Below are 14,333 nucleotides of genomic sequence, written 5' to 3' on the forward strand. Positions count from 1 at the left end.
CAATCTACCGCCGCAGCGGCAGGCTCCCGCCGCTGCCCGCTCTAGCCGACACCCAGGACCTCGGGCGCCAGGCCGACCAGTGCGGCGTCGGCGGTCTCGACCTGCACCCCGTCGACCGTCGTGACGAAGCCGCCGCCCATCGCGTCGACGAGGACGGGTCGCCCGGCTACGACGGAGACACTGCCGTAGCGGGCGTCCGCGGTGGTGCTCCACACCGTCCGGCCATCGTCGAGGTCGACCGCGACGAGATCGGTCAGCGGGCCGCCGGTGACGGTCAGCAGCGCGATCGAACCGTCGGTGGCGGCGCCGTGCACCCCGCCGTGGTCACCGGGCGACAGATCGTCGCGGGTCCACCGGACGTCACCCGTCCCGAGGTCGACGGCCGAGACCGTGCCGTCGTCGAGGAGCAGCACGGCGACCCCGTCGGCACGTGCCAGGTAGCCGTCGATCTCCTCGGCGTCGGCCGTCCACAGCCGGTCGCCGTCGCCGAGACCCGCCAGACGTCCCTCCTCGACCAGGACGAGTCGCGGCCCCGTCGTACCGTCGACGACCGTCGGCTCGACGACGGCTCCGGGGATCGTGCGTTCGACGTCGCCCGAGGCGTCCACCAGGCGCGTCCCGCCCTCGACGGGCTGCACGAACCCTCCGTCGACCGACGGGTACCGCACGGGCTCGGACCGCTCACCGTCGGTGCTCAGCGCGACGGACTCCCGACACACCGAGAAGTGGACCTCCCCGCCCCAGACCCAGAGGGTGGGCGCCACGTGGAGCGTCGAGCTGCCGTCCGGGCCGTCGCTCGTGGCACAGCCCGCCAGGTCCGCGGCGGTGCGGAGCTCGAGCGTCGCCTCGCCCCGGACCTCACCGGTCAGGGCGTCCTCGACCCGGACCGTCGGGTCCTGCCAGCGTCCCTCGGAGCGGGCCCGCGCCAGGTCCGCGACGGGGTCGGTCGGGTCGAGCGCCAGACCGTGCGTGGCGCGTTCGAGCACGGCGATCGTCCCGTCCTGCGCCGGGAGGATCTGCGGTGCGTCCCGGTCCCAGATCTCGCGACCCCAGTTGGCGAAGCCCAGGTCGCGTTCCCCGAGCACCACGCCCGTGGCGTCCAGCACGGTCGCGGTGCGTTCGCCCGCGCCGTGCACGCACACGAGCGTCCCCGACGGCGCGACCGCGGCTCCGGTCGACCTCGAGCCGCACTCGGCGAGTGCGCCCAGCTCGTGCCGCCACACCTCCTCGCCCGTGGCCGCGTCGACCCCGAGCACGTCGGCCCCGTCGCGGGTGACGACGACACCGTCCGGGAGCACCGCCAGGACGCCGTCGTCGGTCTCCACCCGCCACGTCTCGTGCAGCGGCTCGGAGAGGTCCGCGACCCCGCCCGGCATCGCCGCCATGTGCTCCGCGTGCGCGGCGTCGGCCCGGGCGTCGAGCGCTGCGATCCCGGCCGCCGCCCCGACGACGGCGACGGTCGTCACGGCGACGATCCCGATCTGCAGCCGACGAGGTGTCGCCCGCCAGCGTGCGCGGACCGGCCCGCCGACGTGGCGGCTGAACCAGCCGGGCACGGTGGGTTCGCCCGCCGACCCGGCGCCGGCCGTCCCTCCGCCGTCCCCGGGACCGCCCTCGTCGTCGGCGACGAGATCGAACCGGACGTGGTCATGCGGTGGGGACATACCCGGCAATCTATCCGTCACGATCGCCTCAAGGTAACCCCTTGACTAGTTCTGCGGGCGCAGCGCCTGCCGCCAGGACACGCGGCCGCCCGTCTGCAGCAGCGACCCGCGGAACGCCCGCTCGGAGACCAGCAACGCCGCCGCGGCGAACCCGGCCAGGAGCACCAGCGAGACCACCGGCTCCCACCACGCCGCGTCCCGCGCCAGCACCCGGGCCGGCATCGCCACCACCGACGCGATCGGCACGTACGACAGCACGGTGAGGAACGCGCCCGAGGCGGAGAACGTCACGAAGTAGACGCCCATCACCAGGAAGGTCATCGGCGTGGCCGTGTACTGCAGGTCCTCGGCGCGGCTGGCCAGGGCCCCGGCGACCGCGTACAGGGCCGCCAGCGCCAGGAACCCGACCGTGAAGAACACCACGAACCAGATCAGCGACGTCGACAGCGCCGGCAACGCCATCGAGACCGGGCTCGCCGAGACCGCGACCAGGCCGATCCCCGCGAACAGCAGGTTCTGGCCCACGGCGATGACCGAGCTGCCCAGGATCTTGCCGGCCAGCAGCTGACGCAGCGGGATCGCGGTGGCGATGATCTCCACGAGGCGGGACTGCTTCTCCTCGACCACGGAGCTCGCGATCATGTTGCCCGAGGTGATCGCCCCCGCGAAGAACAGGAACGACAGCGCGAGGGTCGCGAAGAAGAGCGCCTGCTCACCGACAGCGTCGGGTTCCAGGGCCTCGGTGGTCAGCTCGGCGCCGGCCGACAGCTCCGTCACCGAGGTGCCGGCCGCCTCGGCGTTCGCCGCCACCACCTGCTGCTCGACGGCGGTGGCCACGAACCGCTCCACGGACCCGCCCGGCTCACCCTGGCCGGCGAGCACCCAGCCGTCGTCGCCCGGATGCAGCCAGGCGTCGGCGTCACCGGCCGCGAGCGCCCTCCGTGCCGCGTCCGCGTCGGCCACCTCGAGGACGTCGATCTCGTCGTTCCCGCCCTCGTCGGCGGCCAGCTCGTCGGCGGACGTCACCGCCGCGACGGCGGCGGTGTCGTCGCTGCTCACCGCGACGGTGGTGGTGTCGACCCGGTTGGCCTGCCAGGCGAAGAACGCCGCGAGAGCGACGATGACGACGAGCGAGACGACGAGGCCGACGACGAAGGCCCGGTTCATCGCGCGGGTGACGATCTCGCGCTGCATCACCAGTCGCCAGGCGCCCCGGGTGCCCTCGTCCTGCCGTCCGGGCGACGAGTCCGCGGCGAGGCGTGTCGGTTGCTGCGTGGACGTGGTCATGAGGTCACCTCGCGGTAGATCTGGGCCAGGGACGGGCGGACCGGGGAGAGCTCGCGCACGGTGCCCCGCTCGACCGCCGCGGCGAGCAGACGCCGGGCCGCCTCCTCGTCGGCGAGCTCCAGCAGCGCCGTCGCGCCGTCCACGTCGACGGCGTGCACACCCGGCACGCCCCGGACCCAGCCGGCGTCGCCGCCGAGCACCAGCCGGTGCCGCACGGTGCCCGTCTCCTGCAGCTCGGCGGGGGTCCCGTCCGCCACGACCCGGCCGCCGCGCAGGATGACGAGCCGCTCGCACAGCCGCTCGACGAGGTCGAGCTGGTGGGAGCTGAACAGCACCGGCACCCCCCGTGCGGTGTGCCCCCGCAGCAGGTCGACCATGTCGTCCACGGCGGTGGGGTCGAGCCCGGAGAACGGCTCGTCGAGGATCAGCGCCCGCGGCCGGCCCATGAGCGCCGCCGTGATCTGGACGCGCTGCTGGTTGCCGAGGCTCAGCTTCTCCACGTGGTCCTTGGCGCGGTCGGCCAGGCCGAGGCGGTCCAGGTGCTCCAGGGCCTCGGCGCGCGCCGTGGCGGCCGGGATGCCGCGCAGCCGCGCGAGGTAGACGAGCTGGTCCAGGGCCGGCTGCTTCGGGTAGAGGCCGCGTTCCTCGGGCATGTAGCCGAAGGTGCGGCGGTCCGCCCGGGTGACGGGGGCGCCGTCGAAGAGCACGTCCCCGGAGGTGGAGGCGAGGACCCCCATCATCATCCGCATCGTGGACGTCTTGCCGGCGCCGTTCGAACCGACGAACCCGGTGAGCATCCCGCCACGGGCGGCGAAGGAGACGCCGTCGACGGCGCGCAGGTCGCCGAAGGTTCTGGTCAGGTCCCTGACCTCGAGTGTGGACATGCGACTCACGCTACGGGCGCGGTGCCGGTCGCGGATCCGCCGTGAGGAGGACCTGCGCGGCTCCGTCGTGCGGGCGAGATCACCGCGTCGTCGGCGACGTCGTCCGCGGTCATCGATCGGCGATGGATGCGTGACCGAGCACGTCGGGATGGTCACATCCTGTGGACGACGTGCCCGGCGATTCCTTCCGCCTGGTCTGCTGGGGCGGTGCCGTCACCCCCGTTGGTCGTCCCGGAGCGCGCTCGACGGATCGCGGCCCGGCAGGAGGGACTGCTCTCGACCGACCAGTGCAGGTCGTCCGGCATCACCCGTCAGCAGGCGGCGCGCCTGGTCGCCCAGGGGCGCTGGCGCCGCCCGGTCCGCGGCGTGTACGACACCGGAGTCCCCGGGGAGCCGGGACGGGACCGCCTCGACCGCGCGCGACGACGCGCCGCCCTGCTCGGTCCGCTGGCGTGCCCCGGCACCGTGGCCACCGGTGTCGCCGCGCTGGTCCTGCACGGCGTCCAGGGGGCACCGGTCGAGGTCCGGTCGGAGGTCACGGTCCCGGACGGGTCCGCACGCCGCGGCCCCGGCCCCGTCCGTGTCCGTCGGCTGCGGCTCCGCCGCTGGGCGGAGGTCGACGGCATCGCCTGCGCCCTGCCGGAGGACGCCCTGGCCCAGGCGGTCCCGACGCTGCCGAGGTACCGCGCCGTCGCGATGATGGACTCGGCGGGCCACCGAGGTCTCGTCTCACGCGCACTCCTGGACCGCGCCCGGGAGAAGTCCGGCGACCTCGCCGGGTCGGCCGCGCGCCGGTCCTGGTGGGACGAGTGCGACCCGCGCGCCGAGTCACCGGCCGAGACCTGGGCACGCCTGAGCTGCGCCGACGCCGGCGTCGAGCCGGACGCCCTGCAGCTGCGGCTGGTCGGGGAGTCCGGGCGGGTCGTGGCCCGCGTCGACCTGGCGTGGCTGCTTCCCGACGGGAGCGCGCTGCTGGTCGAGATCGACGGGCGTGATGCCCACACCGGGCCGGAGGCCCTCGTCGCCGACCGGATCCGTCAGAACCGGATCAGCGGACGGCGGTCCCTGGTCCGCCGGTACACGGGGCGTGAGGCCTGCAACGGCACCGTCGCCCGGGAAGTGGCCCGGCTCCTGGCCGCGGAGGGCTGGCGCCCTCACCCGGTCCGGGCGGACCACGGCTTCGTCCTGCCGAGGTGACGAGGCACCTGCCGGTCGACGACGGCCCTGGTCAGCCGTCACCTCCGGAGCGCTGACCGGGCGCGTCGTCACGCACGCACGGCCCTCGGCGACGACGCGGAAGGTCAGGCATCACCGGCTGATGGCTGACCGTCCACTACGCCGGATCCGGCCCGTCCTGCAGACCGTGCCGGTGGACGTAGACGACCGCCTGGACCCGGTCGCGCAGGTGGAGCTTGGACAGCACGTTGGACACGTGCGTCTTGACGGTCGCCTCGCCCAGGTACAGCTCGGCGGCGATCTCCGCGTTGGACAGCCCGCGGCCCACCTGCACCAGCACCTCGTGCTCCCGGGCTGTCAACCGGTCCAGACCCGGGGCCGACGGCGGCGTGACGGCGTCCCGGACGGCCGGTGCCTGCGCCGGGCCGGCGGCGCCCCGGGCCACCATCCGCTCCACGACCCGCCGCGTCACCTGCGGCGACAGCAGCCCGTGGCCGTCGGCGACGGTGCGCACGGCATCGACGAGATGGTCGGCGTCGGCGTTCTTCAGCAGGAACCCCGACGCACCGGCGGCCAGGGCGTCGAAGACGTAGGCGTCGTCGTCGAACGTCGTGAGCACCAGCACGCGGGACAGGTCCTCCGCGACGATCCGGCGGGTCGCCTCGATCCCGTCCATCACCGGCATCTGGACGTCCATGAGCACGACGTCGGGCCGCAGCTCGCGGGCCGCCGCCACGGCGTCGACGCCGTCCCCCGCCTCCCCGACGACGTCCAGGTCGTCCTCGAGGGCCAGGATGAGCCGGAACCCCGACCGCACCAGCCGCTGGTCGTCCACGAGCAGCACCGAGGTCACGACCCGTCCTCCGGGAGGGGGAGCCGCACGCGCACCCGGTAGCCGCCGGTCACCCGCGGGCCGATCTCGGCCACTCCGTGGTGGGCGGCGACGCGCTCCCGGAGCCCGACGAGCCCCAGCCCCGTGCCGGACGACCCCGGCCGTGCGCGACCGTCGTCGAGCACCTCGACCTCCGCGAAGCCCGCCGAGGCACCGGGCGCGCCGCCATCGCGGCGGTCCACCCGGACCGTGACGGAGGCCCTGCGGGCCGTCGAGTGCTTGCGCACGTTGGCCAGTCCCTCCTGGACCGTCCGGTAGAGACTCAACGCCAGCGGGGCGGGGACGTCGGCCTCCGCCCCGGAAGGTTCCGCGACCAGCGCGTAGGCGACGTCCAGCCCGTCCTCGGCGGCCGCCAGCGCGGGGATGTCCGGCAGCCCCGGCCCGGGCGAGCGCCCGCCGGTGTCGTCGGCACCGGCCGCGTCGGTGCCGGTGTCCCGCAGGGTCCCCACCAGCCCCCGCATCTGGGTCACCGCCTCCCGGGAGGCGGACTCGATCACCGCCAGCGGCACCCCGGGGTCCTGCGCGGCGGTGTCGCCCTTGGCCAGCAGCCGGCGGGCCGCCGCGGCCTGGATGCCGATGACCGAGACGTGGTGGGCGACGACATCGTGCAGCTCCCGGGCGATGCGCAGCCGGTCCGAGACGACGGCACGCCGCTGCAGCTCGGCGGACTGCCGTTCGATCGTGGCGGTCTGCTCGCCGAGCTGGCGGCGACGCCGCGCGGCGTTCCAGGACACCTGGCCGATCGCGATCGCACCGAGGAAGTACGCGATGTTGATCAGCCACACGTTGGCGACCATGGCGACGATCGGGTCGACGGAGCCGGGCGGCTCGTCGAGGAGTCCCTGCGACTCGGCGGCCTGCTGCAGTCCCGAGCCCACGGCGATCTCCCACAGGAGCCAGGTGAACATCGCCAACAGGCAGACCCCGACGACGACCACCATCGCCTGGCGGTCCCGCGCCCAGGCGACGGCCGAGTACAGCGCGACGAAGTAGACCGCCTGGAGCACCACCGTCATCGGGATCGTCGGGACGGTGAGGCCCACCACCAGGAAGTGCGCGTAGACGACCACGAGGACCGTCAGGGGATACCGGCGGCGCACGACGAGGGGCAGCGCCCCGGCCGCCGACAGCACGGCCACGAGCCACGCGGGCGTCCCCGCCTCGATGATCCCGGCCGAGCGCGCCAGCTCGGAGCCGCACACGGCCAGCACGACGAGGGCGAGGCCCAGCCACACGTCGTGCCGACGCGACAGGACCGGGTCGGTCGGGGTGCGCTCGAAGTCGGCGTCGAGACCGAACCACTCGGCGATCAGCTCGGTAGGGCGCAGGCGCGGCATCCGTCCAGCGTACGGAGGAGCGGCGCCCGGGCGCCTCCCCCGCGCGACGGACCTCGCTCCGACCCGTGACGCCGCCGGGACCCGGTGCGTTGCGGCGCACCCCGGCCCGACGGCGTCACGCGGAGCTCGCTCAGTGGTCGTGACCCTCGTGGTCCTCGTCCGCGTGGTCCTCGTCCGCGTGGTCCTGGGCCTCCTCGGAGGACGCGGACGGCGCGCCGAGGACGCCGGAGACCTCGTTCGCCTCGACGCCGAGGTCGGCGGACAGCCATACCTCCTGCTCGACGAGGTCGACGGCGTGGATCTGCTGGTTCGCGGGATCGGTCACGTAGACCGAGCCGTCGAGCGCCAGGACCGCAGGGCGCGGCTGCTGCCACTCCGTCGGCTCCTCCCACGCGTCCACGACCGGGATGGAGGCGGTGATCTCACCGGACGCGGGGTCGATGATCTGCAGGGCACCGTCGGTGGTGAGCACGAGCGCCTCGCCGTCGTCGCCGCGGGCGAGGGACCGGAAGCTGTACGCCGCGGGCAGGTCGACGAGCCGATGGCTCGCGTCCCGGGTGTCGATCAGGCTGACACGCGTCGGCCGCTCGAGCTCGGCGTCCGGGTCGGTCTTGTAGTCACCGAGCACGATCGGCGAGTCCTCGGTGCCGGACTGGTTGCCGATGCGGGAGTAGTCGTCCGGAGTCCTGACCGCGGTGAACGCGCCGTCGGCGTGGACGACCGCACCGTTCTCGCAGCCGACGACGACGGCCTCGCCCCGGGCGACGGCCTCGCCGTGCACGCCGGGGCAGTCGTCGTACGCGGCGACCTGCTCGCCGTCGGCGTCCAGGACCGCGACACCGCTGCGCTCGTCCTCGGTGCCCACGGTGACCAGCAGCGTCCCGTCGCCGAGCGGGACGGCCACGCCGTGGTGGGCGTCCGGGAGCTCGACGGTCTCGATCTCGGCGTCGGCCTCCGCGACGTCGAGGGAGTCGACGAGCTGGACGTGGCCCGTGCCGTCGTCGAAGAAGGCGGTCTCGCCGTCGTGCAGGACGACGTGGCCGGGCTTCTCCGCATCGTAGGTGACGTCCGTGAGCGCGGGGTCGGCGGTGTAGTAGTGGAAGTGGTCCCCGTGGCCCTCGCCCCAGCTGCCCAGGTCGAGCAGCCGGAAGCCGCCGGTGGTGGAGACCGACAGGTGCCGGCCGTCACCGGCGGGGTTGAGGCGGTTGAAGCCGTCGAGCTCGACGTCGGCGACCTCCTCGAGGCTCATCGCGTCGAGGACCTTGATCCCGCCGTCGTAGGTGACCGCGAGGCGGGCGGTCCGGGACGCCGCCTCCGTGGGGGACGCGGTGTCCTCGGCCCCGGCGGAGGGGACGGGGTCGACCTCGGCGGCCGGGTCGGTGGTGTCGGTGCCGCAGGCGGCGAGCAGGCCGAGCGGCAGCGTGAGCGCGAGCAACGTGGTGGCGCGGGATCGGATGGTCATCGAGCTTCTTTCCTCGTCAGGGACGACACCGGGGCGCGGCACGGCGCAGGGTCGGTGTCGAGAAATCAGCGCGAATGAGAATCATTCGCATCAACGCCCATGAGTGAACCACGAGTGAGAACGATGATCAACTGAGCGGAGGTCGGTCAGCGACGACGGTGCTGCACGCGGTTGGCGGCCAGGCTGACGATCATGGCCACGAAGACCACCAGGTAGACCTGACCGATGACGGCCTCGCTGGTGGCCAGCAGCCGGCCCACCGAGCTCTCCGCCGCGAGGTCCCCGTACCCGAGGGTCGTGATCGTCGTCAGCGAGAAGTACATGAACGCCGTGCTCGGCTCCTCCTGCCCGAAGAACGGCGTCGAGGAGACCGCGTCGGCGGTGATGAACGCGTAGTAGTACGCGACGGCGATCAGCACGTACGCCGAGACGGCCCCGAGCACCGTGGCCAGGGAGACGACCCGGTGGTACAGCAGGCGGCGCACCACCAGCACCGGGGGCATCGCGGCGATGATCGCCAGCAGCGGGGGCACCGACGTCACCGCGTCGGGGGTGTCCAGCACCAGGACGATCGTCAGGGACAGCACGAAGAGGAGGCCGAGCGCCACGTAGAGCCACCTCCGCGGCCGGGTGCGCAGGCCGGCCGCACGCAGCGCCAGCACGAAGGTCGCCCCCACCGTCACCGTCGTCGCGAGCCCCGCCAGGGCCGGTCCGAGCTCTCCTCCCGGGGCCGACCGGAGGTCCACGAGCGACAGCAGCACGACCGTCAGGGCGCTCAGGGCGAGGAGCACTCCGAAGCGGTCGACCCAGCGCGAGTGCGGGTCGAACCGGGGGTCGTCGGGTGCCACGGGCTGCGCCCGGCGCGGGAAGAAGCCCTCGTGCGGCGCGCCGGGGTCGACGTCGCCCGTCACGGCTGCTCAGCCCCGGGATCTGGTCGGCTCGGCACGGCGTCCTCCGGTGTCGCGTGCGACCCATCGTGGCCGACCTCGGCCCCCGTCGCCAGGGCGCGGCCCGACGGCACCGTGACCGCCGCGATCGCCGTCGTGATCGGGATCGCCAGCACCAGACCGATCGACCCCACCAGGGTGCGCACGATCTCCTCGGCGATCTCGCCCGAGGTCATGGTCATCAACGGCGTCTGGTCCAGCAGCCACACCGTCAGCAGCAGGGGCAGGGCGGCACCGACGTAGGCGAACGCGATCGTGTAGACCGTCGAGGCGATGTGGTCCCGCCCGATCCGCATCGCCCGGGCGAACAGCGCCCGTCGCGGGGCTGTCGGGGCGAGCGCCCGCAGCTCCCAGACGGCCGACGCCTGCGTGATCGTCACGTCGTTGAGCACACCCATGCCGGCCAGCACCAGACCGCAGAGCGCGATGCCGCGCAGGTCCACGCCGGGAGCGATGACGGGCAGGTTCTGCGCGACCTCCTCCGAGGCCCCCGTGATCTGCGCGGCACCGGTCGCCCAGGCCCCGATCCCCGCGGTCAGGGCCAGGCCCGCCAGCGTCCCGAGCAGCGCGACGGTGGTGCGCGCCGTCAGGCCGTGGGCCAGGTAGAGCACCGCCAGCATCACCGCCGACGAGGTCACCAGCGCCACACCCATCGCGTTCTCCCCGGACAGCAGCGCGGGGAAGGTGAAGGTGACGAAGACGCCGAAGGCCACCGCGAGCCCCGCGAGCGCCGCGAGCCCCCGCCACCGGGCCACGAGCAGCACGACCAGCACGTACGCGGCCGCCAGGATCGCGAACGGGACCTCCCGCTCGTAGTCCATGAAGACGTAGGGCACGGGCGTCTCGGCGAAGTCGCCGATGTACAGCGCCACGACGGGGTCGCCGGGTTCGAGCGCGAACCGTGGTTCCGCCTGCATCCCGGAGGTGCTCCCGTCCGGCAGCCGGATCGCGACGTTGCCGGTGGTCGAGTCCTCCGTGGTCGGCCAGGAGGCGTCCCCGGCGGCCTCGCCCTCGAGCGGGCCGACGACGGTCGCGGACACCAGCTCGCTGCCCTCGACGACGACGGGCACCCGGTCGGGCACGTCGGCGGCCGACGGCCACAGCTGCCACAGCCCCAGGGCGGTGGCGACGAGGGCGGGAAGGACCAGGAGCGCAAGCACGACCCGCGTCCGCAGCGGGGCGGGCGGGGCCGGGCCTCCGTGACCGTGCCCGTGCCCGTGCCCACCGCCGGTCACGGTGGTCAGCTCGGCGGTCCGGGCGTGCCGGGCGCCGACGTCGGTCGTCACGGCAGGCATCCTGCCACGCCGCGCTCGGGCGTCCCGCACCCCGCGCCGTACACTCCGCGGGTGATCACCCCAGACCCGGTGCGCAACGTCGGCACCGTCGCCGGCGTCGCGGCCGCCGTGCTGGGCGGTCTGGCGGCCGCCACGCAGTCCCGGGTCAACGGGACCCTGGCCACCGAGGTCGGCAGCGGGTTCGGGGCGGCCGTCGTCTCCTTCGGCTCGGGGCTGCTCTGGCTGACGATCGCGGTGCTGTGCTGGCCCGCGGCGCGCACCGCCCTCGGTCGCGTCCGCACCGCCCTGCGCACCGGGGGGCTGCGCCCCTGGGAGGTGCTGGGCGGACTCGGCGGCGGGTTCTACGTCGCGGCCCAGGGCCTGACCGTCTCCTCCCTCGGCGTCGCGCTGTTCATGGTGGCGATCGTGGCCGGGCAGTCCGTGAGCTCTCTGGTCGTGGACCGGCTCGGGCTCGCCCCGGGCGGGGTCCGCCTGGTCACCGTGGGCCGCGCCGTCGGCCCGACGCTGACCGTGGTCGCCGTCGCGGTCGCCGTGTCCGGGTCGGTGGACCGCGTCGAGGACGTGTGGCTGGCCGTGGTCCCGCTGTTCGCCGGGGTCTTCCAGGCCTGGCAGCAGGCGATGAACGGGCGGGTACGGGGTGCGGCCGTCCCGGCGGCCGCACCGGGGGCACCGCCGTCGTCCACGTTCCCCGGGGTGGCGGCGGCGACGTTCATGAACTTCCTCGTCGGCACGACGGCGCTGGTGGTCGCCTTCGCCGTGTCGGTGCTGGTGGGCGGATGGCCGGCGGGTGCGCTGCCGACGCGCTGGCCCCTGGACCTCGTGCTGTACTCCGGCGGGCTGCTCGGGATCGTGTTCATCGCGATCCAGGCGGCCGTGGTGCACCGCATCGGTGTGCTGCTGCTCGGTCTGGGGCTCATCGCCGGGCAGGTCGTCGGCGCGCTCCTGCTCGACGTCCTCGTCCCCGGGGCCGCGGCTCCCGGTGCGGCCATGTACGTCGGCGCCGCCCTGACCCTGGTGGCGGTCGCCGTCCCGCTCGTGGAGTCGCGACTCCGGCGACGGCGCTGACCCCGGTCGACGACGCGACCGAGCGCCGGGCGCTCGGTCGCGTCGTCCGGGGTCAGCCGTGGAAGCGGACCTGCCCCTGCGGGTTGAGCTCACGGTAGGTGTTCGGCTTCTGCTTGCCGACACCGGCCGCGTCGTCGATCTCCAGGACGTCGAAGCCCTGCTGGATGTCGTTCGAGAAGACGTACCCGTTGTAGTAGTACGCCGACCACGACCCGCCGAGGATCAGCCGCTCGGCGGACAGCGGGCCCCGGTCGAACCAGGCGATCTCGGTCGGGTTCTCCGAGTCCGTGAAGTCGAACACCGAGATCCCGCCCTGGTACCAGGCCTGGACCATGATGTCCTTGTCCTTGACCGGGATGAGCGACCCGTTGTGCGCCACGCAGTTCTCGGTGTTGGTGTTGGTCCGCGGGATCTTGTAGTAGCTGCGGAACTCCAGCTCGCCGTCGACGATGTCGTAGATGCCGTTGGCGCCGCGCTTGGAGCCGACCGACTCGTTGCACGTCGCCGCGCCGCCGCCGCCGAGCTCGTCGGTGAACACCACCTTGGTGCCGTCGTTGTTGAACGTCGCCGAGTGCCAGAACGCGAAGTTCTCGGTGTCGCGGACGGTCGAGACGACCTCGGGCTGCTCACGGTCCGAGATGTCCATGAGGATGCCGTCGCCCATGCAGGCGCCCGCCGCGAGGTCGAGCTTCACGAAGGTCGTGATGTCGTGGCAGCCGGAGGTGTTGGTGTAGCCGCCCTCGGGGAACAGCACCGGCTCGGAGACGACCGCGGCCTCGGCGGGGGCCTTCATCGGGATCTTGACCACGGAGATCTTGTCGTGCGGCGGCTGGCACCCGGACAGCAGCGAGTTCGGCGAGTACGAGGAGACGTAGACGTAGAGCGTCTGCCCGTCCTTGCTCGGTGCCAGGGAGTTCGTGTGCGACCCGCACGCCGTCTCGACGGCGGCGACGTACTGCGGCTCCGTGGGCTCGGAGATGTCGAAGACCTTCAGCCCCTCCCAGTAGTCGACCCCCACCGGGTAGATCGGCTCGCTCTCGCACGAGTCGTCCGTGCGCCACGAGTCCGTGGACAGCACGAGCAGGTCGCCGTACACCGAGACGTCGTTCTGCGAGCCCGGGCAGACGACCTGGGCGGCCTGGGTCGGGGCCTCCGGGTCGGAGATGTCGTACACGGTGAACCCGTTGTAGTTGCCGGCGAAGGCGTAGTCGCCCTGGAACGCCAGGTCGGAGCTGTAGGAGTTCTCCGCCGCGAACGCCCCGTTCTTGGGGATGTTGGCGATCAGCTCCATGTTCATCGAGTCCGTCGTGCCCGGCTCGCTCAGGGAGAGCGGGGTCGCGCCGTCGTCCAGGGCCGCGATGCTCTGGGCAGGCAGCTCGGACCCGTCGCTCGGCTCGGCGAAGCCGGGGGCCGCGACGGCGAAGGACCCGACCGCGAGCACGCTGGTGAGCGCTCCGGTCGCCAGCGCACGACGTCGCTGTCCGGTGGTCAGTTGACGCACAGGCGTCACACCTCCTTGGGTAGTGTGCCCCTAGCATCACCTGATGTGACGTTCGTCACCAGGGGGGAACCAGAAAAATTTCCGGATGGTGACAGTGGACGTGCAGAGAACGCTCAGGATTCGCCGGGACAGGTGGCCCGCCGTGGTGACCACGCTGGTCGCCGTGACCGCCGTGACCTCCTGCACGGGCGGCGCGCCCGAGGAGGCTGCCGGGACGGCCGCACCCGAGAGCGTCGTCGTGCAGCCGGGCCGCCCCGGCGAGGACAGCACGACGGTGCAGCCCGAGGACTTCGAGGCCACCGAGCCCGAGGACCGGTGGAACGAGGCCGACGCGACGTTCGTGAGCGACATGATCGTGCACCACGCCCAGGCCCTGGAGATGTCCGCGCTCGCAGCCGACCGGGCCGAGGACCCCTCCGTGCTGGCGATCGCCGACCGGATCCGCGACACCCAGGGTGCGGAGATCCACGGCATGGCGGGCTGGTTGCAGGGGCACGGCCTGCCGGTCCCCGTCCCGCTGGAGGGGGGCGACGGCTCCGGGCCCCGGGTACCGGCCGAGCACGACCACGAGGACATGCCGGGCATGCTGACGGACGCCCAGATGGCCGAGCTGGAGGCGGCGACCGGTGCGGAGTTCGACCGGCTCTACCTCGAGGGCATGATCCAGCACCACCGGGGTGCGGTCACGATGTCCACCGATCTCGTCGGCGCCGGGACCAACCTGCGCACCCAGGAGCTGGCCGCGGACATCGGCGCCGGCCAGCTCGCCGAGATCGACCGCATGCAGGAGATGCTGGACGGCCTGTGACCGGCCGGCGGCGGG

Annotated in this window: 12 protein-coding genes; 3 read left to right on the forward strand and 9 right to left on the reverse strand. The window is 73.4% G+C overall.

What is annotated here, in order from left to right; genetic code table 11:
• Positions 1–41 precede the first annotated feature (41 nt).
• Genes HLI28_RS03980 through HLI28_RS03990 form a run of 3 tightly spaced genes read right to left on the reverse strand, consistent with a single transcriptional unit; the run spans position 42 to position 3,835 of the window.
• Complete coding sequence (locus HLI28_RS03980; protein WP_171246212.1) at positions 42–1,664, reverse strand: outer membrane protein assembly factor BamB family protein; 1,623 nt, start codon at positions 1,662–1,664, stop codon at positions 42–44.
• Positions 1,665–1,709: 45 nt separating this feature from the next.
• Positions 1,710–2,951, reverse strand: coding sequence for an ABC transporter permease (locus HLI28_RS03985; RefSeq protein WP_171246213.1), 1,242 nt, complete (start codon positions 2,949–2,951; stop codon positions 1,710–1,712).
• Positions 2,948–3,835, reverse strand: coding sequence for an ABC transporter ATP-binding protein (locus tag HLI28_RS03990; RefSeq protein WP_171246214.1), 888 nt, complete (start codon positions 3,833–3,835; stop codon positions 2,948–2,950). Before HLI28_RS03990 ends, HLI28_RS03985 begins: the two co-directional genes overlap by 4 nt.
• A gap of 207 nt (positions 3,836–4,042) precedes the next feature.
• Here HLI28_RS03990 and HLI28_RS03995 point away from each other — a divergent pair, with 207 nt between their 5' ends.
• Positions 4,043–5,032, forward strand: a complete 990-nt coding sequence (locus tag HLI28_RS03995) for a type IV toxin-antitoxin system AbiEi family antitoxin domain-containing protein (protein ID WP_171246215.1) — start codon at positions 4,043–4,045, stop codon at positions 5,030–5,032.
• A 136-nt stretch (positions 5,033–5,168) separates the two neighbouring features.
• Here the strand turns inward: HLI28_RS03995 and HLI28_RS04000 are convergent, their stop codons facing one another.
• The 5 genes from HLI28_RS04000 to HLI28_RS04020 form a co-directional block, all read right to left on the reverse strand.
• On the reverse strand, positions 5,169–5,864 hold the full coding sequence (locus HLI28_RS04000) for a response regulator (RefSeq protein ID WP_171246216.1): 696 nt from the start codon (positions 5,862–5,864) through the stop codon (positions 5,169–5,171).
• Entirely contained in the window at positions 5,861–7,240 is a 1,380-nt protein-coding gene (locus HLI28_RS04005) for a sensor histidine kinase (RefSeq protein WP_171246217.1), read from the reverse strand. The genes HLI28_RS04000 and HLI28_RS04005 overlap by 4 nt, the downstream gene beginning before the upstream one ends.
• Before the next feature lie 130 nt (positions 7,241–7,370).
• Positions 7,371–8,702 carry a zinc metallochaperone AztD gene (gene aztD, locus HLI28_RS04010; RefSeq protein ID WP_171246218.1) on the reverse strand — a complete coding sequence of 444 codons (1,332 nt, stop codon included), beginning with the start codon at positions 8,700–8,702 and terminating at the stop codon, positions 7,371–7,373.
• Positions 8,703–8,848: 146 nt separating this feature from the next.
• Entirely contained in the window at positions 8,849–9,613 is a 765-nt protein-coding gene (locus HLI28_RS15900; RefSeq protein ID WP_171246219.1) for an ion channel, read from the reverse strand.
• Complete coding sequence (locus HLI28_RS04020; RefSeq protein WP_343035641.1) at positions 9,610–10,935, reverse strand: YibE/F family protein; 1,326 nt, start codon at positions 10,933–10,935, stop codon at positions 9,610–9,612. The genes HLI28_RS15900 and HLI28_RS04020 overlap by 4 nt, the downstream gene beginning before the upstream one ends.
• 60 nt (positions 10,936–10,995) lie before the next feature.
• Between HLI28_RS04020 and HLI28_RS04025 the strand changes: the two genes are divergently transcribed.
• A complete protein-coding gene (locus tag HLI28_RS04025) occupies positions 10,996–12,009 on the forward strand; it encodes a DMT family transporter (RefSeq protein WP_343035642.1) in 1,014 nt (337 codons plus the stop codon).
• A 52-nt stretch (positions 12,010–12,061) separates the two neighbouring features.
• Here HLI28_RS04025 and HLI28_RS04030 read toward each other — a convergent pair whose 3' ends face one another.
• Complete coding sequence (locus HLI28_RS04030; RefSeq protein WP_343035644.1) at positions 12,062–13,510, reverse strand: LVIVD repeat-containing protein; 1,449 nt, start codon at positions 13,508–13,510, stop codon at positions 12,062–12,064.
• 142 nt (positions 13,511–13,652) lie between these two features.
• Here HLI28_RS04030 and HLI28_RS15735 point away from each other — a divergent pair, with 142 nt between their 5' ends.
• Positions 13,653–14,318, forward strand: coding sequence for a DUF305 domain-containing protein (locus tag HLI28_RS15735; RefSeq protein WP_171246221.1), 666 nt, complete (start codon positions 13,653–13,655; stop codon positions 14,316–14,318).
• Positions 14,319–14,333 lie beyond the last annotated feature (15 nt).

Source organism: Isoptericola sediminis (genome assembly GCF_013085345.1).
GTDB lineage: Bacteria > Actinomycetota > Actinomycetes > Actinomycetales > Cellulomonadaceae > Isoptericola > Isoptericola sediminis.